This is a genomic window from Sphingomonas paucimobilis NBRC 13935 (assembly GCF_000739895.2).
GTDB lineage: Bacteria > Pseudomonadota > Alphaproteobacteria > Sphingomonadales > Sphingomonadaceae > Sphingomonas > Sphingomonas paucimobilis.
In genome coordinates this window covers 63,612-84,166 of record NZ_BBJS01000011.1, presented here as the reverse complement: position 1 = coordinate 84,166, position 20,555 = coordinate 63,612, and the positions used below count along the sequence as shown (strand labels likewise).

At 65.0% G+C, this 20,555-nt stretch carries 21 protein-coding genes and 1 pseudogene; 8 read left to right on the top strand and 14 right to left on the bottom strand.

What is annotated here, in order from left to right; genetic code table 11:
• Positions 1–185 precede the first annotated feature (185 nt).
• Entirely contained in the window at positions 186–893 is a 708-nt protein-coding gene (locus tag SP6_RS03345; protein WP_007404072.1) for a FadR/GntR family transcriptional regulator, read from the top strand.
• Positions 894–936: 43 nt separating this feature from the next.
• Here the strand turns inward: SP6_RS03345 and SP6_RS03340 are convergent, their stop codons facing one another.
• Positions 937–2,193, bottom strand: a complete 1,257-nt coding sequence (locus SP6_RS03340) for an NAD(P)/FAD-dependent oxidoreductase (RefSeq protein WP_007404144.1) — start codon at positions 2,191–2,193, stop codon at positions 937–939.
• Between the two features lie 126 nt (positions 2,194–2,319).
• Between SP6_RS03340 and SP6_RS03335 the strand changes: the two genes are divergently transcribed.
• Positions 2,320–2,535, top strand: a complete 216-nt coding sequence (locus SP6_RS03335) for a DUF4170 domain-containing protein (RefSeq protein ID WP_007403996.1) — start codon at positions 2,320–2,322, stop codon at positions 2,533–2,535.
• Positions 2,536–2,755: 220 nt separating this feature from the next.
• Here the strand turns inward: SP6_RS03335 and SP6_RS03330 are convergent, their stop codons facing one another.
• The 5 genes from SP6_RS03330 to carA all read right to left on the bottom strand — a co-directional run bounded on the left by SP6_RS03330 (position 2,756) and on the right by carA (position 8,720).
• On the bottom strand, positions 2,756–3,394 hold the full coding sequence (locus SP6_RS03330) for a rhomboid family intramembrane serine protease (RefSeq protein WP_007404012.1): 639 nt from the start codon (positions 3,392–3,394) through the stop codon (positions 2,756–2,758).
• Between the two features lie 4 nt (positions 3,395–3,398).
• Positions 3,399–3,875, bottom strand: coding sequence for a transcription elongation factor GreA (gene greA, locus SP6_RS03325; RefSeq protein ID WP_007404021.1), 477 nt, complete (start codon positions 3,873–3,875; stop codon positions 3,399–3,401).
• Between the two features lie 94 nt (positions 3,876–3,969).
• Complete coding sequence (gene carB, locus SP6_RS03320; RefSeq protein WP_007404011.1) at positions 3,970–7,302, bottom strand: carbamoyl-phosphate synthase large subunit; 3,333 nt, start codon at positions 7,300–7,302, stop codon at positions 3,970–3,972.
• Positions 7,302–7,529 carry a hypothetical protein gene (locus tag SP6_RS03315; protein ID WP_037568004.1) on the bottom strand — a complete coding sequence of 76 codons (228 nt, stop codon included), beginning with the start codon at positions 7,527–7,529 and terminating at the stop codon, positions 7,302–7,304. Before SP6_RS03315 ends, carB begins: the two co-directional genes overlap by 1 nt.
• A gap of 6 nt (positions 7,530–7,535) precedes the next feature.
• Positions 7,536–8,720 (bottom strand): glutamine-hydrolyzing carbamoyl-phosphate synthase small subunit, encoded by a 1,185-nt coding sequence (gene carA, locus SP6_RS03310; protein ID WP_007404210.1) that lies wholly within the window; start codon positions 8,718–8,720, stop codon positions 7,536–7,538.
• Between the two features lie 141 nt (positions 8,721–8,861).
• On the opposite strand from carA, the gene SP6_RS03305 reads away from it, so the two are divergent.
• The 5 genes from SP6_RS03305 (at position 8,862) to SP6_RS03285 (ending at position 14,747) form a co-directional block, all read left to right on the top strand.
• On the top strand, positions 8,862–9,314 hold the full coding sequence (locus tag SP6_RS03305; RefSeq protein WP_007404070.1) for a GatB/YqeY domain-containing protein: 453 nt from the start codon (positions 8,862–8,864) through the stop codon (positions 9,312–9,314).
• A 98-nt stretch (positions 9,315–9,412) separates the two neighbouring features.
• The gene (gene dnaG, locus SP6_RS03300; RefSeq protein WP_007403969.1) at positions 9,413–11,260 is read left to right on the top strand and encodes a DNA primase; all 1,848 of its coding nucleotides are present in this window, start codon (positions 9,413–9,415) and stop codon (positions 11,258–11,260) included.
• 142 nt (positions 11,261–11,402) lie between these two features.
• Positions 11,403–13,433, top strand: coding sequence for an RNA polymerase sigma factor RpoD (gene rpoD, locus SP6_RS03295; RefSeq protein WP_037568007.1), 2,031 nt, complete (start codon positions 11,403–11,405; stop codon positions 13,431–13,433).
• A 140-nt stretch (positions 13,434–13,573) separates the two neighbouring features.
• The gene (locus SP6_RS03290; protein ID WP_007404140.1) at positions 13,574–14,032 is read left to right on the top strand and encodes a GNAT family N-acetyltransferase; all 459 of its coding nucleotides are present in this window, start codon (positions 13,574–13,576) and stop codon (positions 14,030–14,032) included.
• Between the two features lie 73 nt (positions 14,033–14,105).
• Positions 14,106–14,747 carry a peptidylprolyl isomerase gene (locus tag SP6_RS03285; protein WP_007404062.1) on the top strand — a complete coding sequence of 214 codons (642 nt, stop codon included), beginning with the start codon at positions 14,106–14,108 and terminating at the stop codon, positions 14,745–14,747.
• Between the two features lie 224 nt (positions 14,748–14,971).
• On the opposite strand, the gene rplS is transcribed toward SP6_RS03285, so the two are convergent.
• From rplS to SP6_RS03265, 4 genes and pseudogenes are all read right to left on the bottom strand, one after another.
• The gene (rplS, locus tag SP6_RS03280) at positions 14,972–15,364 is read right to left on the bottom strand and encodes a 50S ribosomal protein L19 (RefSeq protein ID WP_007404007.1); all 393 of its coding nucleotides are present in this window, start codon (positions 15,362–15,364) and stop codon (positions 14,972–14,974) included.
• Positions 15,365–15,379: 15 nt separating this feature from the next.
• A pseudogene (trmD, locus tag SP6_RS03275) lies at positions 15,380–16,095 on the bottom strand (tRNA (guanosine(37)-N1)-methyltransferase TrmD); the annotation flags it as partial.
• Complete coding sequence (locus SP6_RS03270; protein WP_007404158.1) at positions 16,092–16,475, bottom strand: type II toxin-antitoxin system VapC family toxin; 384 nt, start codon at positions 16,473–16,475, stop codon at positions 16,092–16,094. The pseudogene trmD and the gene SP6_RS03270, both read right to left, overlap by 4 nt.
• Positions 16,468–16,740, bottom strand: coding sequence for an AbrB/MazE/SpoVT family DNA-binding domain-containing protein (locus SP6_RS03265; protein ID WP_007404154.1), 273 nt, complete (start codon positions 16,738–16,740; stop codon positions 16,468–16,470). The genes SP6_RS03270 and SP6_RS03265 overlap by 8 nt, the downstream gene beginning before the upstream one ends.
• Before the next feature lie 86 nt (positions 16,741–16,826).
• Between SP6_RS03265 and SP6_RS03260 the strand changes: the two genes are divergently transcribed.
• Positions 16,827–17,735: an NAD(P)/FAD-dependent oxidoreductase gene (locus SP6_RS03260; RefSeq protein WP_007404224.1), complete on the top strand. Its 909-nt coding sequence runs from the start codon at positions 16,827–16,829 to the stop codon at positions 17,733–17,735.
• Here SP6_RS03260 and rimM read toward each other — a convergent pair.
• The 4 genes from rimM to ffh all read right to left on the bottom strand — a co-directional run bounded on the left by rimM (position 17,725) and on the right by ffh (position 20,403).
• Positions 17,725–18,219 (bottom strand): ribosome maturation factor RimM, encoded by a 495-nt coding sequence (rimM, locus tag SP6_RS03255; protein WP_007404075.1) that lies wholly within the window; start codon positions 18,217–18,219, stop codon positions 17,725–17,727. The genes SP6_RS03260 and rimM overlap by 11 nt on opposite strands.
• Positions 18,191–18,331 carry a hypothetical protein gene (locus tag SP6_RS20790; protein WP_007404167.1) on the bottom strand — a complete coding sequence of 47 codons (141 nt, stop codon included), beginning with the start codon at positions 18,329–18,331 and terminating at the stop codon, positions 18,191–18,193. Before SP6_RS20790 ends, rimM begins: the two co-directional genes overlap by 29 nt.
• A 107-nt stretch (positions 18,332–18,438) precedes the next feature.
• Positions 18,439–18,825 (bottom strand): 30S ribosomal protein S16, encoded by a 387-nt coding sequence (gene rpsP, locus SP6_RS03250; RefSeq protein WP_007404083.1) that lies wholly within the window; start codon positions 18,823–18,825, stop codon positions 18,439–18,441.
• Positions 18,826–18,882: 57 nt separating this feature from the next.
• Positions 18,883–20,403 carry a signal recognition particle protein gene (gene ffh / locus SP6_RS03245; protein ID WP_007403978.1) on the bottom strand — a complete coding sequence of 507 codons (1,521 nt, stop codon included), beginning with the start codon at positions 20,401–20,403 and terminating at the stop codon, positions 18,883–18,885.
• Positions 20,404–20,555: the final 152 nt, after the last annotated feature.

Genomic DNA, 20,555 nt, shown 5'->3' with positions numbered 1-20,555 from the left:
ATGGATCGGTGAATACCGCATCGTGCCGCGACACGGGGTCGGGGGCAACTGGCGTATTCAATAATGATACATGGTATCATATGTGGTGCAAGCGGGCGCGTAACGTACCGCCGCGCTTTCCTTTCCGCGCTTCGGTCCATAGAAAGGTCTGACAACAACGGACCATCCGGGGAGGAACCCACCGAGTGACCACCTTGAAGCGGCGCGGACCCGCCCATAGCGCGCTGGCGCGGGATATCGGTGTCGCCATCGTGACCGGCCGGATCGCCCCGGGATCGACCCTGCCGGGCGAGGTCGAAATCGCCGAGCAGCGCGGTATGTCGCGCTCGGTGGTGCGCGAGGCGCTTCGCATGTTGTCGGCCAAGGGGCTGGTGGTCAGCAAGCCCAAGGCGGGCACGCGGGTGCGCGAGCGGCTGGAATGGAATCTGCTCGACCCCGATCTTCTCGCCTGGATGTTCGAGGGCGAGCCGCCCGCTGGCTTCGTCAGCAGCCTGTTCCAGCTTCGCCTGATCGTCGAGCCCGCCGCCGCCGAACTTGCCGCGATCAGTCGCACCACGCGCCAGCTCTCGCGCATGGGCGCCGCGCTGGAGGCGATGGGCGAACATGGCCTCCACACCGAACAGGGCCGCGCCGCCGACCAATTGTTCCACAACATCATCCTAGAAGCGACGGGCAACGAGTTGCTGATCAGCCTGTCTGGCAGCATCGGCGCGGCCGTCCGCTGGACCACGCTCTACAAGCATCGCGGCAGCCGCGTGCCGCGAGACTCCATGCCCGAACACCGCCAGCTCTTCGCCGCCATCGCCGATGGCGACGCGGCGGCGGCACGCGCTGCGACGATCGTGCTGGTCGACCAGGCCCGCGAGGATACCGAACGCGCACTGGCCAGTTGACGCGGGGTTTCCTCAAGACAGTCAACTTAGGCCCAACCGGCCATCAGCCAATCGGCCAGAGCGTCTTGAGCGGCTGCGTCGCATCGGCCAGCGCATCCTCCGCCACGGCCGCGCCATCCGCCACCAGCGCCTTGCCCTGCACGAAATCGCGCATCGCGTTGACGCAGTCGAGCGCGATCACCCGCCCCTCGCGCAGATAAACGACCGAGAAGCTGCGCGTCGCCGGATCACCGCGCAGGATCGCCCGGTCATGGCCGATCGACAGTCCGACTGTCTGCAATTTCAGATCATATTGGTTCGACCAGAACCAGGGCACGGCATGATAGGCCGCCTCGCGCCCCGCGATCGTTCGCGCGGCGGCGGTCGCCTGGTCATTGGCATTCTGCACCGACTCCAGGCGGATGACGGCCCCGCCGGCAAAGGCGTTGGCATGCGCGGCGCAATCCCCGACCGCGAAGATGTGCGGCAGGCTGGTCCGCCCTTGCGCATCGACCGTCACGCCATTGTCGCCCGCTGCCCCGGCGGCGATCAGCGGTGCGACGGCCGGTATGATGCCGATCCCGACGATCGCCATTTGCGCCGGCAGGACCGTAGCATCGGCAAGGCGAACGCCGGTCACTTTGCCGTCCCCCTCGATACAGTTCACGCCGTCGTTCAGCCGCACGGTCACGCCGTGCGCCCGGTGCTCGGCCTCGTAGAAGCGCGACAGCGCCTCGCCCGCCACACGCGCCAGCACACGCGGCTGCGCCTCGACGATCGTGACCTGCTTGCCGAACTTGGTCAGGACGGCGGCCGCCTCCAGCCCGATGTAGCCGCCGCCGATCACCACCACCTGCTCGACGCTCGGCAGTTCGGCGATCAGCCGATCGACATCGGCACGCGTCCGCACACCATGCACACCCGCCAGGTCATGACCGGCACAACTCAGCCGCCGGGCATGGCCGCCTGCGGCCCAGATCAGATGGCCATAGTCGATCACGGCACCCCCGGCCGTGGTGACGCAGCGCGCTTCGGGATCGACCGCGACGACCTCCTCACCCAGCCGAAGCGTGATGTCGCGCTCCGTCCAGAAGCGTTCGGGACGGATCAGGATCCGCTCGAAGGGCTTGTCGCCGGCCAGATAATCCTTCGACAAGGGCGGGCGCTCATAGGGCGGATAGGCTTCTTCGCCGACCATCGCGATCGTGCCCGCAAACCCCTCCTGCCGCAGCGCGATCGCGGCCTGCGCGCCGGCATGGCCGGTGCCGACGATCAGAACATCATAGGAGGCGGACGGGGAATGGGTCGGCATCTGGTTCATGCCCATTCCCTAGGACGGAACCACCCCGCCTGTCATCGGTCATGACAAAGCGTTGCGAGCGTGAAAGAGCATCTTCAATCGCAGGCGGCTTGCCGCTAGGGAGCGGGCAATTCTTCAGGAGACATCATGAGCAAGCTGCATCTCGTCTTCGGTGGCCGCGTCAGCGACCCGCAGACCCTGGACTTTGTCGATCCCGCCGCGCTGGAAGTGGTGGGCGTGTTCCCCGATTATGCCAGCGCCGAAAAGGCCTGGCGCGCCGCCGCGCAGCGGACCGTCGATGACGCGGAAATGAAGTTCGTCGTCGTGCATCTGCACCGGCTGCTGGAGCCGACGCTCGACTGATCCTGGTTTTGGGCGAAGTTGGGGGCGCGGCCTTCGACTTCGCTCAGGCTGAACGACGGTTGGGATTAGGAATCCGCCCCATACACCGCATCACGCTCGTACCGAGCGTCTGTTTGAGCCGATCCCCCTCCGTTCGCACTGAGCGAAGTCGAAGTGCACGGGAAAACGGTCATGCCGGGCGATGTGAAAACCCCGCTCGGGGCATGAAGCCCCATCCGCCTCAGGCGTTACGGTAACGCCACAACAGCAGCGGCTTGGCGAAGACCAGCCCCGCCACGAACCCGCCGATATGCGCGGCCACCGCGATCGCGCCCATGCCCATGCCGGCATAGCCGATCAGTAGCTGGATACCGATCCAGCCCGCCGCCAGCCACAGCACATGCGTCAGCTCCGCCGACAAGCCGGCAATGCCGCGCGTCGCACGACGCTGCCCGAAGAGCAGCGCATAGGCCCCGACGATCGCCGAGATCGCGCCGCTCGCGCCGATCATCGGCATGGGTGAACTCGGATCGGGAAAATACTGCGCCATTGCCGCCGCATAGGCGCCGACGATGTAAAGGACGACAATCCCGCGCGGGCCCAGCGCGCGCTCGGTCTGCGCGCCGCAATAGACCAGCATGATCAGATTGAACGCGATATGTGCGAACCCGCCATGGACCAGCGTCGCGGTCAACGGGGTCAGCAGCGTCGGCACGGCGAAGCCGAAATCGGGGGGCAGCGCCGCGCCTTCGAAGCGCAAGGGGATGAAGCCCGCCCCGACCGCCGCATCCGGCACCATGCCGGTCAGGATCAGGAACAGCGACACGATCGCTGTGACGACCGCGATGGCCGTCGTCGCCCGTGCCGCTGTCCAGTTCATCGGATCAGATGAATTCGATCTTGCTGACGAGGTAATAGCGATCGCCTGACGGCACCGTCACCTCGACCTCTTCCTCGACCTTGCGCCCGATCAGCGCACGGCCCAGCGGCGAGTTGTAGCTGATGCGGCCGGTCTTGGCGTCCGCCTCGGTCTGGCCGACGATCTGATACTTGACCGGCTTGTCGTCCTCGTCGAGCAGCGTGACGGTCGCGCCGAACACGATCTTGTCGCCCGACAGGTCCTTCGGATCGATGATCTGCGCGCGGCTCAGCTTGTCCTCGATGTCGGCGATCGACGCCTCGATCTGGCCCTGACGCTCCTTGGCCGCGTGATATTCGGCGTTTTCGGACAGGTCGCCATGTGCCCGCGCTTCCTCGATCGCATCGACGATCTGCGGCCGTTCCTCTTTCAGACGCCGCAGGTCCTGGGTGAGCTTGTCATAGCCCTCCTGGAGCATCGGCATCTTTTCGACGGTCGCCATAATATCTGTCCCCAATTCTTACGCATTCCCGGTACGGACCACCCTCCCCAACCGGGAGAGCGGTCCGCCAGCACATCATGTTCTCATGTCGGGATCAGTTGTGCGAACGCGAATAGTAGGATTGCAGGGGGCGTACTTCAAGACCACGGGTGCCTGCGGTCGCAATCGCCTTCGCCGCTTCGACGCTGGCGGGCGCTGTGGTGAAGTAGGGAATCTTCTGCCCCAGCGCCGCCTGACGGATCGGCTTGGAGTCCTTCAGGCTCTGCCATCCCTCGGTCGTGTTGAAGATCAGGGTAATGCCGCCGTCCTTGATCCGGTCAACGATATGCGGACGCCCCTGCGCCACCTTGTTGATCTTCTCAACCGTGACGCCCGCGCGATCGAGATAATCGGCGGTGCCACCGGTCGCGACGATCGCGAAGCCCGCCTCCGCCAGCAGCTTGGCCGCGGGGACGATATGCGGCTTGTCGCTGTCCTTCACGCTGATGAACACCGCGCCTTCCGTCGGCAGGACGGTGCCCGCGCCGAGCTGCGACTTCGCAAAGGCAGTGGTGAAGTCGGGGTCGATGCCCATGACCTCGCCCGTCGACTTCATCTCCGGCGAAAGCACCGGATCGACGCCGGGGAAGCGCGCGAAGGGGAAGACCGCTTCCTTGACCGCATAATAATCGATGTGACGATCGATTGGCGGCAGGTCGGCCAGCTTTTCGCCCGCCATGACGCGCGCGGCGATCTTGGCGATGGGCGTGCCGATCGCCTTGGCGACGAAGGGCACGGTGCGGCTGGCGCGCGGGTTGACCTCGATGAGATAGACCTGACCGTCCTTCACCGCGAACTGGATGTTCATCAGGCCGCGCACGTTCAGGCCGCGCGCCAGCGCTTCGGCCTGACGCTCGATCTCGGCGATGATCTCCTCGGGCAGGCTGTAGGGCGGCAGCGAGCAGGCCGAGTCGCCCGAATGGACGCCCGCTTCCTCGATATGCTGGAGCACACCCGCCACGACGACCTGGTCGCCGTCGCAGATCGCGTCCACGTCCACCTCGATCGCGTCACGCAGATACTGGTCGATCAGCACCGGCGCATCGCCCGACACCTGCACCGCCGTCTGGATATAATCCTCGAGCTGCTGCGGGCCGTCGACGATCTCCATGGCGCGACCACCCAGCACGAAGCTGGGGCGCATCAGCACCGGATAGCCGACGCGCTCGGCGACGATCAGCGCTTCCTCGCGGCTGCGCGCGATGCCGTTCTTGGGCTGAAGCAGCTTGAGCTTGTCGACCAAAGCGGCGAACTGCTCACGATCCTCGGCCAGGTCGATCGCGTCGGGGCTGGTGCCCAGGATCGGGATGCCAGCGGCTTCAAGCGCGCGGGCGAGGTTCAGCGGGGTCTGGCCACCGAACTGCACGATCACGCCGACCAGTTCGCCCTTCGACTTCTCGACGTCGAGAATGGCGAGAACGTCCTCGGCGGTCAGCGGCTCGAAATACAGGCGATCCGAGGTGTCATAGTCGGTGCTGACCGTTTCCGGGTTGCAGTTGACCATGATCGTCTCATAGCCCGCATCCGCCAGCGCGAAGCAGGCGTGGCAGCAGCAATAGTCGAACTCGATCCCCTGCCCGATCCGGTTCGGACCACCGCCCAGGATGACTATCTTCTTGCGGTCGCTCGGCACCGCCTCGTCCTCGGGCTCGCCGAAGGTCGGCGCTTCATAGGTCGAGTACATGTACGGCGTCTTGGCGTCGAACTCGGCGGCGCAGGTGTCGATCCGCTTGAAGACCGGACGCACGCCCAGCTTCTGGCGATGCTCGCGCACCTCCTGCTCGGTCACGCCGCCGGTCATCATCTTGACGACTTCGTGGATCAGGCCCGAGCCGCGCGCGATGCCGCGATCCATGCCGCGCAGGTTCGCCGATTGCAGCGCCAGATAGGCCAGCCGCTTGTCGGAAAAGCCCATCGCCTTCAGGCGGCGCATGCCCGCCGTATCCTGCGGCAGGCCGTTCTGCATCACCTCGGCCTCGGCCGCGACGATCTCGGCGATCCGCTCCAGGAACCAGGGATCGTACTTGGCGATCGCATGGACCTCGGCGACGGTGAAGCCTTCGCGCAGCGCCTGCGCGGCGACCAGCAGCCGGTCCGGGGTCGCCTTGGCCAGCGCCGCCTCGATCTCGGCACGCGGCGCGCCCACCAGATGCTCGACATCGTTGAAGCCGCTCAGGCCGGTTTCCAGCCCACGCAGCGCCTTCTGCATCGATTCATGGATGTTGCGGCCGATCGCCATCACCTCACCGACCGACTTCATCGCGGTCGAGAGATAGGGCTCGGAGCCCTTGAACTTCTCGAAGGCGAAGCGCGGGATCTTGGTGACGACATAGTCGATCGTCGGCTCGAACGAGGCCGGGGTCGCGCCGGTGATGTCGTTCTCGATCTCGTCCAGCGTATAGCCGACCGCCAGCTTGGCCGCGACCTTGGCGATCGGGAAGCCGGTCGCCTTCGACGCCAGTGCCGACGAACGCGACACGCGCGGGTTCATCTCGATGACGATCAGGCGGCCGTCCTTGGGATTGACCGCGAACTGCACGTTCGAGCCGCCCGTCTCCACGCCGATCTCCCGCAGCACCGCCAGGCTGGCGTTGCGCATGATCTGATATTCCTTGTCGGTCAGAGTCAGCGCGGGCGCGACGGTGATCGAGTCGCCGGTATGGACGCCCATCGGATCGATATTCTCGATCGAGCAGATGATGATGGAATTGTCGTTGCGATCACGCACGACCTCCATTTCATATTCCTTCCAACCGAGGAGCGATTCCTCGATCAGCACCTCGGTCGTCGGCGAAGCGTCGAGCCCGGCGCGAACGATCGCGATGAACTCCTCGCGGTTATACGCCACACCGCCGCCGGTGCCGCCCAGCGTGAAGCTGGGACGGATGATCGCGGGCAGGCCGACCTTCTCCAGCCCCGCCAGCGCCTCCGCCTCGGTATGCGCGATCGCCGAGCGGGCCGATTCCAGCCCGATCTTGTCCATCGCCAGACGGAATTTTTGCCGATCCTCGGCCTTGTCGATCGCCTCGGCATCGGCGCCGATCATCTGGACGCCGAACTTTTCCAGCGTGCCGTCATGGAACAGCGCCAGCGCGGTGTTCAGCGCGGTCTGTCCGCCCATGGTCGGCAGGACCGCGTCGGGGCGTTCCTTCTCGATGATCTTGGCGACGACAGCGGGCGTGATCGGCTCGACATAGGTCGCGTCGGCCAGCTCGGGATCGGTCATAATCGTCGCCGGGTTCGAATTGACCAAGACGATGCGATAGCCCTCTTCCTTCAGGGCCTTGATCGCCTGCGTGCCCGAATAGTCGAACTCGCACGCCTGACCGATGACGATCGGGCCAGCGCCGATGACGAGGATGGAGGAGATGTCGGTGCGTTTTGGCATTAGTGCCTCTCAAGCGGCGGAACCCCGCCGATTATTCCAATGATGGCCGACCATTCTGGCCGGAACGCTGCGGCGATCGCTTGACCTTGCTCATCCGAGATTTCGCCAATCTCGATAGCAACTCCACCGTCGCCGCGATCCTGCACGTGGATCGGCTCGATCTTCACATCTGCTAGCATCGCGAAGACATCTTCGACGTGCTCTGCCTTGATGCGAAAGCGAACCATGGGTCGTTATCCCTTCAGCGACCCCACGAACCGCTCGAACAGATAGAAGCTGTCCTGCGGCCCCGGCGAGGCTTCGGGGTGATACTGGACCGAGAAGGCCGGTCGGTCGGTCAGTTCCAGACCCGCATTCGACCCGTCGAACAGCGACACATGCGTCTCACGCGCGTTCGCAGGCAGCGTCTCGCGCTCGACCGCAAAGCCGTGGTTCATGCTGGTGATCTCGACCAGACCGTCGGACAGGCGCTTGACCGGGTGGTTCGCGCCGCGGTGCCCCTGGTGCATCTTGGTGGTCTTGGCGCCGACCGCCAGACCCAGAAGCTGGTGGCCCAAGCAGATGCCGAACAGCGGCTTGCCCGTGTCGAGCAGCTGGCGGATCACCGGTACGGTATATTCGCCAGTCGCCGCAGGATCGCCGGGGCCGTTGGACAGGAAGATGCCGTCCGGGTTCAGCGCCATCACATCCTCGTAGGAGGCAGTGGCGGGGACCACCGACACCTTCGCACCGGCCTGGACCAGGTTGCGGAAGATGTTGTGCTTGCTGCCATAATCGATCGCGACGACGTGCGGGCGATCCGCGCCCTCCGCGCCCGTATAGCCGAAGCCCAGCCGCCACAGGCCGCCCTCGCGCGTCTCGCCCCAGCCATAATGCAGCTCGGTCGACACGTCCTTCGCCAGGTCCATGCCCTCCAGCCCCGGCCAGGCGCGCGCCTTCTCCAGCAGCGCGGGGATATCGAACTCACCGGCGGCCGAATGCGCGATCACGCCGTTGGGCGCGCCGGCCGCGCGGATGCGGCGGGTCAGCGCACGGGTGTCGATACCCGCCAGGCCGATACGGTTGTGCCGTGCCATCCATCCGGCGAGGTTCTCCATCGCGCGGAAGTTGGACGGGGCGGTCGGATCCTCGCGGACGATCATGCCCAGCGCATGCGGCGCGTCCGCCTCGATATCGTCGGGGTTCGCGCCGACATTGCCGATATGCGGGAAGGTGAAGGTAATGATCTGGCCCGCGAAGGACGGGTCGGTCATGATCTCCTGATAGCCGGTCATCGCGGTGTGGAAACACACCTCGCCCACGGCATCACCCTCGACGCCGAAACCGCGCCCCCACAACACGTCTCCGTTCGCCAGAACGAGAACGCCCGTGGCGCCTTCGGGCTTTTCGGGCATGACGAATGGCTTGGCGTCGGCCATGATCGGCGGGCACTCCTGCTTAAAATGTCTGCAATGTCGCTAAGTGGCGTCCGCTAGACCCCGATGGCCGCCGCGTCAACCGGTTCACGGAATTGGTTCCATCGGCTATCGTCCCCGCCTTTCAGACAAGACGGAAAAAACATGATTCGCGACGACATCAAGGCCGCGCAGGTGGCCGCCATGAAAGCGGGCGACAAGGAAAGCCGCGCGGCGATCAGCCTGATCCAGGCCGCTATCAAGAACCGCGACATTGAACTCCGCACCGGCGACGCGCCCGCCGATGACGACATGGTCGTGATCGAAGTGCTGCAAAAGATGGTCAAGCAGCGCCGCGAATCGATCGCGATGTACGAACAGGGCGGCCGCCAGGAACTGGCCGACGCCGAAAAGGCCGAGGTCGCGGTGATCGAGCGCTTCCTGCCGCAGACGCTGACCGAGGACGAAACCAAGGCCGCGATCGAGGCGATCAAGGCGGAGATCGGCGCGTCCGGCATGAAGGACATGGGCCGGGTGATGGCCGAGTTGAAGGCACGCCATGCGGCGGTGCTGGACATGAGCAAGGCGAGCGGGCTGGTGAAGGCGTCGCTGGCCTAATTGTCCGGTCGGGGAGCGGGTCGGCACCCCTCCCCACCGCCCCATTTTGCTTGCATAAACGACGCCGTTTATATACCACTTATAATCGCGCGGACGCCATGAGCCTGACCCCGCAATTCCTTGACGAGCTTCGGGCTCGCACCAGTCTGTCGGCGCTGATCGGCAAGACGGTGAAGCTGCAAAAAGCGGGCCGCGAATATAAGGGCTGCTGCCCTTTCCATAACGAAAAGACGCCCAGCTTCTACGTCAACGACGACAAGGGCTTCTATCACTGCTTCGGCTGCTCGGCCCATGGCGATGCCATTCGCTGGATGACGGATCAGCGCGGCTTGCCCTTCATCGACGCGGTCAAGGAACTGGCGCAGGTCGCCGGGCTGGAGATGCCGGCGCAGGACCGCCGTGCCGCGCAGAAAGCCGAGCGCGCCAAGGGCCTGCACGATGCGATGGCCGATGCGGCCAACTGGTTTTCCGAGCAACTGGGCGGCCTGTCGGGTGGCGACGCTCGTGCGCTGCTCGAACGCCGCCGAGTCACCCCGGAGACGGCGCGCGCCTTCGGTCTGGGCTTTGCGCCCGACAGTCGGGGCAAGCTGAAAGCCGCGCTGGCCGACTATGGCGATCCGGCGCTGATCGAGTGCGGTCTGCTCATCAAGGTCGACGGCAAGGACCCGTATGACCGGTTCCGTGGTCGGTTGATGATCCCGATCCGCGATGCGCGCGGCCGGGTGATCGCGTTCGGCGGCCGGATCATCGGCGAGGGCGAGCCGAAATATCTCAACTCGCCCGACACCCCGCTCTTCGACAAGGGGCGTACACTCTACAATCTCGACCGCGCAGCCGCCGCCGTGCGCAAGAGCGGCCGCGTGCTGGTGGTCGAAGGCTATATGGACGTGATCGCCCTCGCCCAGGCCGGGATCGAGGAAGCTGTCGCCCCGCTCGGCACTGCGCTGACCGAGCATCAGCTGGAACGGCTGTGGCGGATGGTCGATGTGCCGACGCTCTGCTTCGACGGCGATGCGGCGGGACAGAAGGCCGCGATCCGCGCCGCGCACCGTGCGTTGCCCTTGCTCCAGCCGGGCAAGAGCCTGTCCTTCGTCACCCTGCCGCAAGGTCAGGACCCCGACGATCTGGTGCAAGAAAAGGGCGCGGCCGGGTTCGAGTCAGTGCTCACCCGCGCCACGCCGCTCAGCGATCTGCTCTGGCAGTCGGAGATCGCGCAGGCACAGACCGACACGCCCGAGGGCCGCGCCGCGCTGAAACAGCGGCTGGAGGAACTGGCGCAGCAGATCCCGCACAAGGATCTGGCCTACGAATATAAGCGCGCGATGATGTCGCGCTATTTCGACATCTTCGGCATCCGCCGCGTCAATGCGGCGGCGGTGCATCAGGCGGTGGCCGAGGCCAATCGCCATGTCGGGCGCGGCGTCGAATACAGCCTCAAGCGCGCCGTGCTGCTCGGGCTGATGCGCTATCCGCATGTCCTGTGCCGCTATATGGACGAGCTCAGTCGGTTGGACATGGGCGACCGCTATCTCAACGACTGGCGGCATCATCTGCTCGACGCGGCGGTCAACGATCCCCATCTGTCGCGGAAAGACGCGGCAGAGGCAGAGAGCCTGATCGAACAGATCATGGCGACCACCGACGTTCACCCGATCGACGCGCGCGATTATACCCGCGACCTCGCCTTCAGCTTCTTCAGCAAGATGAGCGATCCCGCCATCGCCGTGCGCGATCTGGAAAAGGTCATCGAGGTGATGCTGGAGGAAAGCGAGACCCGCGCGAACCGCGCGCGCGCGGTGGAGGCGTTCCAGGCCGACATGACCGAGGATCGCTTCGCCGAGCAGACGCGGTGCCACGCCGCGCATGCGCAATCGCTCGATCAGCTCTATCGCTGGCTGGAAGCCGCCCGCGACCTGGCCGATCGGCAAGCGGGGGAGGCCGCTTGATACGACAACCTCTCCGCCCCATATCCGGGGCATATTGGGCGGGACGCGTCCACACTGGAAAATTATGCATGGCTCCCTCACCCGCTTGCCAAACCGGCGGCGTGCGTGACAGAGGCCGGGCATTGAACCCTGAGGGCATTTGATGGCGAAGGCGAATATGGCGGCGGATACGACCGACACGACGGAGACGGGCGATGCGCCGCTGATCGACCTGAACGAGGCGTCGATCAAGAAACTGATCGCCCGCGCCAAGAAGCGCGGCTACATCACGTACGACCAACTGAACGAAGCGCTGCCGCAGGACCAGATGTCCTCGGACCAGCTCGAGGATATCATGGCCGCCCTCAACGAGATGGGCGTCAACATCGTCGAGAATGAGGAACAGGGCGAGGACGGCGAAGGCGAAGAGGAAGCCGACGACGCCGCCGACAGCGTCGATGGCGACAGCGATTCCGGGCCTCAGCCGGAGGCCAAGAAGAAGGAAACCGTCGATCGCACCGACGATCCGGTCCGCATGTACCTGCGCGAGATGGGCGCGGTCGAACTGCTGTCGCGCGAGGGCGAAATCGCCATCGCCAAGCGGATCGAGGCAGGTCGCGACACGATGATCCTGGGGCTGTGCGAAAGCCCGATCACCTTCAACGCGATCATCGACTGGTCGACCGCGCTGAACGAAGGCACGATGCAGCTGCGCGAGATCCTCGATCTCGACGCCATGTTGTCCAAGGACGCCGGCCCGGAAAATCTGGGCGAGGACGAAGACGACGACAATGGCGAGATCAGCGCCAAGAACGCCGGCCCGCAGTTCAAGGAAGAAGAAGAGCCCGAGGAACCCTCGGTCGATGACGAGGATGGCGAGGGCGGCGAGCGGCGTGGTCCGCGCGCCGAGGACGAGGAAGAGGACAACACCCTCTCGCTCGCCCAGATGGAAGAGACTCTCAAGCCGCAGGCGCTGGAGAAGTTCGCCAACATCACGAGCATCTACAAGAAATTCTCGAAGATTCAGCAGCAGCGCCTGGAGTCGATGGCGCTGGGCGGCGAACTGTCGGCCGCGGACGAGCGCAAGTACCACAAGCTGCGCGAGGAACTGACCGCCGAGGTCGAAAGCGTTCAGTTCCACAATGCCAAGATCGAGTTCCTGGTTGACCAGCTTTACGCCTTCAACCGCCGTCTGACCGCGCTGGGCGGTCAGATGCTGCGTCTGGCCGAGCGGCACAAGGTCAACCGCAAGGACTTCCTCGACCGCTATCTGGGTCATGAGCTGGACGAAAACTGGCTCGACACGGTGCGCGGGCTCGACAAGAAGTGGGGCAATTTCGCCAGCAACGAAGCCGCCACCGTCGACCGCATCCGCAGCGAGATCGCCGAGATTTCGCAGCAGACCGGCATGGCGCTGACCGAATTCCGCCGCATCGTGAACATGGTGCAGAAGGGCGAGCGCGAGGCGCGGATCGCCAAGAAGGAAATGGTCGAGGCGAACCTGCGCCTCGTTATCTCCATCGCCAAGAAATACACCAATCGCGGCCTGCAGTTCCTGGACCTTATCCAGGAGGGCAATATCGGTCTGATGAAGGCAGTCGATAAGTTCGAATATCGTCGCGGCTACAAGTTCTCGACCTATGCGACCTGGTGGATTCGTCAGGCGATCACCCGCTCGATCGCGGACCAGGCGCGGACCATTCGCATCCCGGTCCATATGATCGAGACGATCAACAAGCTGGTCCGCACCAGCCGCCAGTTCCTGCACGAGCAGGGCCGCGAGCCGACCCCGGAGGAAATGGCCGAACGCCTCTCCATGCCGCTGGAGAAGGTGCGCAAGGTGATGAAGATCGCCAAGGAGCCGATCAGCCTCGAAACGCCGATCGGCGACGAGGAGGATTCGCACCTCGGCGACTTCATCGAAGACAAGAACGCGGTCATCCCGGTGGACGCGGCGATCCAGGCGAACCTGAAGGAAACGGTCACTCGCGTCCTGGCCAGCCTGACCCCGCGCGAGGAGCGCGTGCTGCGCATGCGCTTCGGCATCGGCATGAACACCGACCACACGCTGGAAGAGGTCGGGCAGCAGTTCTCGGTCACCCGCGAACGCATCCGCCAGATCGAGGCCAAGGCTTTGCGCAAGCTGAAGCACCCCAGCCGCAGCCGCAAGATGCGCAGCTTCCTCGACCAGTAAGGTCGGGCGCGACGAAACGGAGAAGCCGTCGACCACCCGGTCGGCGGCTTTTTTGTGGGCCATTGTCTGTCGCATCCATGCGGACCGCGATAGACTGGCCCGTCATCAGCCATCTCGCACGCCAGACCCAAGGGACTGACATGGATATTCGCCTCGACGATCCGACCGCGCCGCATGTCGCCGATCTGCTCGCCTATCACCTGCGCGATATGCGCGGCGAGGCGGAAGAGTTTTCCTTCGCGCTCGACGCCTCCGCGCTGGCCGATCCCCGCATTTCCTTCTGGACGATCTGGGACGGCCCAGCGCTGGCCGGTTTCGCCGCGCTGAAGCAACTGGACGCCCGGCATGGCGAAGTGAAATCCATGCGGGTCGCGCCCGGCTTTCTGGGCCGGGGTATAGGCCGTGCGCTGCTCAACCATGTCATCGCGGAGGCGCAGCGCCGCAATTATGATCGGATCAGCCTGGAAACGGGAACCACGTCGCCATACCAGCCCGCCGTCGCGCTCTATCGCAGCGCGGGCTTCCGATCTTGCGACGCCTTTGGCGATTACCAGCCGAGCCCGCATAATCAGTTCTTCACGCACGATCTGACCGCCTGATCGGTGCCGCCACTCGGCGCATCCGATGGCTTTGGGCTCCACAATCGCACCCAAGGGCGATAATTGCCGCCGGATGAAACGCCTGCTCCCGCTGCTCGCCCTGCTCACCGCCGCTGCACCAGCGAACCAGAATGTCCCCCGCCCCGGCTATGTCCGGGTGCAGATAAATACTTCGGAAGGCCCGATCGTCGTCGCGCTCGACGCGCGCCATGCGCCTGCGACGACCCGGAATTTCCTCGCCTATGTCGATGACGGGCGGTTCGACGGGACGGTCTTCTACCGTGCGGCCCGCGACAAGCGGAACCCGAAAGAGGGCTTCGTCCAGGGCGGCATCCGCACCGATGCGCGCCGCATCCTGCCTCCCTTCCCGCTGGAGACGACCGCCAAGACCGGGATCAAGCATCTCGACGGCACCATCTCGATGGCGCGCGGGCAATCGCCCAACTCCGCCGGGGGCAATTTCTTCATCACCGTGGGGCCGACGCCGGGCATGGACGCGCGGCCGGGCTATGACGGCTATGCCGCCTTTGGACGCGTCGTGGCGGGCATGGATACGGTCAAGAAGATCCTCGCCAAGCCCTCGGGCGGCGGCCTGGACGCGATGAAGGGACAGATGATCCTGAAGCCCGTCGCGATCCGCTCCGCCAAGCGCCTCGACGGCACGCCCAAGCCGACGGGCGAGCCGAAGATGTGGCTGTATAATTTCGGGGGGTAAGCGCCCCTACCCGCCCCACTTCCCAACACCCGTTCAGCCTGAGCGAAGTCGAAGGCCACGCCGCAACCATGACCACGCGCCATGCAGACGCTCGTGGCGAAGGGCGTCCCTTGGCCTTCGACTTCGCTCAGGCTGAACGGAGGTTGGAATAGAAAAAGGGCGGCGACACCGCTTGGTGCCACCGCCCCTTCCCTATCGAACCGCTAGAGGGTCCGCCGCGTCGATTACTCGGCGGCAGCGGTGCCCTTGGCCGGACGCATGTCGCGACGCTCTGCGATACGCGCCGACTTACCGGTGCGGCCACGCAGATAGTACAGCTTGGCACGACGCACGGCGCCCTTGCGGACGACATCGATCGAGTCGACGTTCGGCGAGTAGAGCGGGAAGACGCGCTCCACGCCCTCACCGAAGGAGATCTTGCGGACGGTGAACGACGAGCCCATGCCCTTGTTCGAGCGGGCGATGCAGACGCCCTCATAGAACTGGACGCGGGTGCGCTCGCCTTCGACGACCTTCACACCGACCTTCAGCGTGTCGCCGGGGCGGAATTCCGGGATCTTCTTCGTCTCGTTGAACTTGGCGATCTGCTCAGCTTCGATCTGCTGGATCACGTTCATGACTTCATTCCTCAATCGTCGCCGCGCGCCAGAGGGCGACCGACCCGAACGCCCTCATGACGTTCCCAAAGGTCCGGCCGCCTTGACCGTGTATCCTCGCAAGCCCTGGCATGACGCCATTTTGCGATTTTCGCATGATCCCCCGATCGCAGCACTTCAGGGATCGTGCGCCCTTCCCACTCCGCAGGTCGGGTATATTGCGGATATTCGAGGAGGCCACTTTCGAAGCTTTCCTCGACTCCACTGGAAGCCGCGCCCATTACGCCGGGAAGCAGCCGAACGCAAGCGTCGAGCAGCACCAGCGCCCCCATCTCGCCACCCGACAGGATATAGTCGCCGATCGATACCTGCTCGATGCCGCGTGCCTCGAACAGGCGTTCGTCGAACCCCTCGAACCGGCCGCATAACACGGTGACGCCCGGCCCCGCCGCGATCTCGCGGACGCGCGGCTGGGTCAGCGGGCGCCCGCGCGGCGTCATCGCCAACACGGGCCGGTCGTCGGCAACCGAGTCCACCGCCGCCGCCAGCACATCGGCGCGCAGCACCATGCCTGCGCCTCCGCCGGCTGGCGTGTCGTCGACCGAGCGGTGCTTGTCGGTCGCGAAGTCGCGGATCTGCACCGTCTCCAGTGCCCAGCGATCCTCGCGCAGCGCCCGCCCCGCCAGCGAATGGCCCAGGGGTCCGGGAAACATCTCCGGGTACAGCGTCAATATCGTCGCGCGGAAGGTCACAGCGTCCAGTTCTCGATGGTCAGGCCGGGGATGTCGGCGAAGTCGGCTTCGTTGTTGGTCACCAGCGTCAGGCCCGTCGCCAGCGCATGGGCGCCGATCAGGCGATCGAACCGCCCGCGCCGGAACGGGATCGTCGCATAGGCCGATGCGGCATGCCGGTCGAACGGCAATATCGGCACACGATCGAAAAAGCGATCAAAGGCCGCAATCGCCTCTTCACCATGCCGTTCCAGCCCCCGCATGATTTCGGCATAGGTGATTGCGGAGGCCACCGCGCTGCCCGGCTCGCATGTCGCCAGCCTCTGGGCCGCGCGGCCATCCGCGTCGCGTAGCACATAGATGCAGATATTGGAGTCGAGCAAATAGCGCGGCTCAATCACGACCGAGCAGCTTCCCATCCCAATCCAGCGCGCGCGGCTCCATTTCGAAATCTTCCCGCTCAATCGGCTTCAGCCACGGCATCGAGCCCGCAATGCCGGTCAGGTCGATTGTCTTGCGCGGCGCCTGGACGGGTTCGAAGACATAACGCCCCTGTTCCTCACGCAGCGTCATTTCGGTACCTTCGGTCAGCCCCAGCGCGGCGGGAAGCCGCAAGGCGAGCGAATTGCCCGAGCGGAAGACCTTCGCCTGATAATCCTTGCCCATAACGACTCCGTATATACGTCATGTATATACGCCATCCGACGTTACAGGACAAGGAACGATGCGCAACCTGACGCTTTGCCCCCGCCATGGACGATTGCATCATCATCGGCGCGGGGCCTGCCGGACTGACCGCGGCGATCTATCTCGCGCGCTATCATCTGCGCATCCGGATGTTCGACAGCGGATCAAGCCGGGCCGCGATGATTCCCTGCACCCATAACCATGCCGGCTTCCCCGAAGGGATCAGCGGCAAGGCGCTGCTCGCCCGGATGCATGACCAGGCCAAGCGTTACGGCGCGCACTGTATCCCGCATCGGGTCACCAAGCTGACCCCCGATGGCGACCGGTTTCACGTCACCACCGACGAGGGTGAGTATATGGCGCGCACGATCCTGCTCGCGACCGGAGTCGTCAATCATCGGCCCAAGCATCTGTTGCCCGAGGTGCACGACCCTGCGCTCGAACGCGGGCTGCTCCGCTATTGCCCCGTTTGCGATGGCTATGAGGTGACCGACAAGAGAGTCGGGGTGATCGGCACCAGCGACCATGGCATGCGCGAGGCGCTGTTCCTTCGCGGCTTCACCCACGACGTGACGTTGATCGCCCCCGATGCCGAGCATGACCTCGATCCCGAATGCGCGCGGGCACTGGATGAGGCTGGCATCACGCGCGTCGATGGTCCCTGCGGCGGTTGGGCGATCGAGGGGGATCATCTGGCGCTGGACACGGCCCAAGGGCGAATGCGCTTCGACAGCGTTTATCCGGCCTTGGGATCGCGTATTCGCTCCGAGCTGGCGGTATCGGCCGGTGCGAAGGCGGATCCGAGCGGATGCCTGGAGGTGGATGATCACCAGCGCACGTCAGTGCCCGGCCTATTTGCGGCGGGCGATGTGGTGAAGGGGCTGGATCAGATCAGCCACGCCATGGGCGAGGCCGGGGTCGCGGCCACGACGATCCGCAACCTGTTGAACGAGCAACGCCCGATCAGGCGATGAAAGCGCGTTCCACGATCAGGCGGTCCTGATCCCATTCGGGCACGGCTTCGACCTTCATCGGCACCATGAAGCGGCGGCCATCAGGACGCTCGATTTCGAGCACGTCGCCCGCACCGAAATTCTCGATCAGCGCGACATGGCCCAGTTCCTCACCATCGCTGGCGATGGCGGGCAGCCCGATAATGTCGGCATGATAATATTCCCCTTCTTCCAAAGGGGGCAGCGCCGAGCGCGGCACGGTCAGTTCCGTGCCTCGCAAGGCTTCGGCCGCGTTGCGGTCGGTCACTTCGGCAAAGCGCGCGATGACCCCGTTCGAGCCTTCGCGTGCCGATTTCAGCGTCAGCGCACCATCGTTGAACGCGCGATAGGCCGAGACGTCCTCGGCGAAGACCTTCAACCGGACCTCGCCCGTGATGCCATGCGCGCCGATGATCACCGCCAGCGTAACGCGCGGCTCACCCGCTGGGCGAACCGGAGTCGCCATCGGGGCTATCGTCGTCGCCTTCGGCGGGGTCGGGGGCGGAGACGCCTTGGTTGGTCGCGTCGTCATGATCGTCGGGTGCGGTCCGGGGATCGGGTTCGGTCGGCGGGGTCATGCGCTTATCCTCCTAAGCCAATGGCTTTAGGAAACGCATGGCCCCGCATTCCGATGCCTAAGGCAGGCCCGATCGCGATCGATCGGGACCGGCCCAGGATCAAAGGCTTACGCCTCGGCGGTCTCTTCGGCCGGAGCGTTGGCGGCTTCCTGAGCAGCCTTCAGCTTCTCGGCACGCTCTTCGGCACGCTCGGTGGCCTTTTCGCCGGGCTTCGCCTTGTTCGGGTTGTTGCGAGCGGCGCGCTCACGAACGCCGGCGGCGTCCAGGAAGCGGGCGACGCGGTCGGTCGGCTGCGCGCCATTGGCCAGCCAGTGCTTCGCGCGCTCGGCGTCGAGCTGCACGCGCTGGTCGTTGTCCTTGGCGAGGAGCGGGTTGTAGTTGCCGATCTTCTCGATGAACTTGCCGTCGCGCGGCGCACGGGCGTCGGCCACCACGATGCGGTAGTAAGGGCGCTTCTTCGAGCCACCACGCGACAGACGAATGCTGAGAGCCATATTTCAGTCCTTGGAGTAAAAGTTCAAAATTACCGGCAATTCCGTCCGGCGCGGGGGTTATTTCTTCTTCAGAAGATTCTCGAAGCCGGGGGGCAGCTTGGGCATCCCGTCGGGCAGCTTACCGCCGCCCAGACCACCCATGCCGCCACCGGGAAGACCATTGGCGCCCGCCTTGTTGAGCATGTCGCCCATCTGCGGACCGCCTAGCGCATTGCCCAGGCCACCAAGGCCGCCCTTGCCGAGCATGGCCATCATGCCCTTGATGCCGCCCATCTTCTTGATCTTCTTCATCGCCGTGGACATTTCCTGATGCATCTTCAGGAGCTTGTTCACGTCCTGCACCGTGGTGCCGGAACCCTTGGCGATACGGATCTTGCGCTTGGCGTTGACCAGTTCGGGCTTGGTGCGCTCCTTGGGCGTCATCGAGGTGATGATCGCATCCATGCGGAGCAGGATCTTGTCGCCACCGGCATCATTGAGCGCGTTCTGCGCCTTCTTCATGCCCGGCATCATGCCCGCCAGCGCGCCCAGCCCGCCCATGCGGCGCATCTGCGCCAGCTGGCCGCGCAGATCGTTCAGATCGAACTGACCCTTGGCCATTTTCATGGCCATGCGCTCAGCATCTTCCTGCTGGATCGTCTCGGCGGCGCGCTCGACCAGCGACACGACGTCGCCCATGCCGAGGATGCGGCCCGCAACGCGCTCCGGGTGGAAGGCTTCCAGCGCGTCCATCTTTTCGCCGACACCGGCGAACTTGATCGGCTTGCCGGTGACAGCGCGCATCGACAGCGCCGCACCACCGCGCGCGTCACCGTCCATACGGGTCAGCACCACGCCGGTCAGCGGCACCTGCTCGGAGAAGCTGGTCGCGACGTTCACCGCGTCCTGGCCGGTCAGCGAGTCGACGACCAACAGGATTTCCTGCGGCTGGGCGATCTCCGCCACCGCCTTCATCTCGTCCATCAACGCCTGGTCGACGTGCAGGCGACCGGCGGTGTCGAGCATCAGGACGTCATAGCCCTGGAGCTTGGCGGCCTGCAGCGCGCGGCGGGCGATCTCGACCGGCTGCTGGCCCGCGATGATCGGCAGGGTCGACACCTCGACCTGGGTACCGAGCGTCGCCAGCTGTTCCTGCGCGGCCGGGCGATTGACGTCGAGCGACGCCATCAGCACCTTCTTGCGCTCGCGGCCCATCGCCCCGCTCGACAGCCGCTTGGCGATCTTGGCGGTCGTCGTCGTCTTGCCCGAGCCCTGAAGGCCGACCATCATCACGACGGCGGGCGGGGTGACGTCGAGCAGCAGCTCGCTGGCATCCGCGCCCAGCATGTCGACCAGCGCGTCATGGACGATCTTGACGACCTGCTGGCCCGGCGTGATCGAGCGCAGAACGTTCTGGCCGATCGCCTGTTCGGTGACCTTGTCGACGAAATCGCGCGCGACGGGCAGCGCGACGTCGGCTTCGAGCAGCGCGACACGCACCTCACGCATCGCGGTGCGGACATCCGCCTCGGTCAGCGCGCCACGGCCACGAAGGCGGTCGAATACGCCGCCAAGCCGATCGCTCAAGCTGTCGAACATCGCCTCTACCTCGTCAAAACCCGGCCCGAAGACCCACGCCATTCCGCCAAACGCAAAAGCGCCGGCGGGCGAAACCTCGCCGGCCAGCGTGCACCCTTGGGCGCTTCACTTTCACATTCCGAAACGGAACTTGGGGAGGGCTCTTATGGCAA

Coding starts and splice junctions, on each gene's coding strand:
- SP6_RS03340 (WP_007404144.1), bottom strand. CDS start 2,193: ATGAACCAGATGCCGACCCATTCCCCGTCCGCCTCCTATGATGTTCTG.
- SP6_RS03335 (WP_007403996.1), top strand. CDS start 2,320: ATGAGCAAGCTGCATCTCGTCTTCGGTGGCCGCGTCAGCGACCCGCAG.
- SP6_RS03330 (WP_007404012.1), bottom strand. CDS start 3,394: ATGAACTGGACAGCGGCACGGGCGACGACGGCCATCGCGGTCGTCACA.
- greA (WP_007404021.1), bottom strand. CDS start 3,875: ATGGCGACCGTCGAAAAGATGCCGATGCTCCAGGAGGGCTATGACAAG.
- carB (WP_007404011.1), bottom strand. CDS start 7,302: ATGCCAAAACGCACCGACATCTCCTCCATCCTCGTCATCGGCGCTGGC.
- SP6_RS03315 (WP_037568004.1), bottom strand. CDS start 7,529: ATGGTTCGCTTTCGCATCAAGGCAGAGCACGTCGAAGATGTCTTCGCG.
- carA (WP_007404210.1), bottom strand. CDS start 8,720: ATGGCCGACGCCAAGCCATTCGTCATGCCCGAAAAGCCCGAAGGCGCC.
- SP6_RS03305 (WP_007404070.1), top strand. CDS start 8,862: ATGATTCGCGACGACATCAAGGCCGCGCAGGTGGCCGCCATGAAAGCG.
- dnaG (WP_007403969.1), top strand. CDS start 9,413: ATGAGCCTGACCCCGCAATTCCTTGACGAGCTTCGGGCTCGCACCAGT.
- rpoD (WP_037568007.1), top strand. CDS start 11,403: ATGGCGAAGGCGAATATGGCGGCGGATACGACCGACACGACGGAGACG.
- SP6_RS03290 (WP_007404140.1), top strand. CDS start 13,574: ATGGATATTCGCCTCGACGATCCGACCGCGCCGCATGTCGCCGATCTG.
- SP6_RS03285 (WP_007404062.1), top strand. CDS start 14,106: ATGAAACGCCTGCTCCCGCTGCTCGCCCTGCTCACCGCCGCTGCACCA.
- rplS (WP_007404007.1), bottom strand. CDS start 15,364: ATGAACGTGATCCAGCAGATCGAAGCTGAGCAGATCGCCAAGTTCAAC.
- SP6_RS03265 (WP_007404154.1), bottom strand. CDS start 16,740: ATGGGCAAGGATTATCAGGCGAAGGTCTTCCGCTCGGGCAATTCGCTC.
- SP6_RS03260 (WP_007404224.1), top strand. CDS start 16,827: ATGGACGATTGCATCATCATCGGCGCGGGGCCTGCCGGACTGACCGCG.
- rimM (WP_007404075.1), bottom strand. CDS start 18,219: ATGGCGACTCCGGTTCGCCCAGCGGGTGAGCCGCGCGTTACGCTGGCG.
- SP6_RS20790 (WP_007404167.1), bottom strand. CDS start 18,331: ATGACCCCGCCGACCGAACCCGATCCCCGGACCGCACCCGACGATCAT.
- rpsP (WP_007404083.1), bottom strand. CDS start 18,825: ATGGCTCTCAGCATTCGTCTGTCGCGTGGTGGCTCGAAGAAGCGCCCT.
- ffh (WP_007403978.1), bottom strand. CDS start 20,403: ATGTTCGACAGCTTGAGCGATCGGCTTGGCGGCGTATTCGACCGCCTT.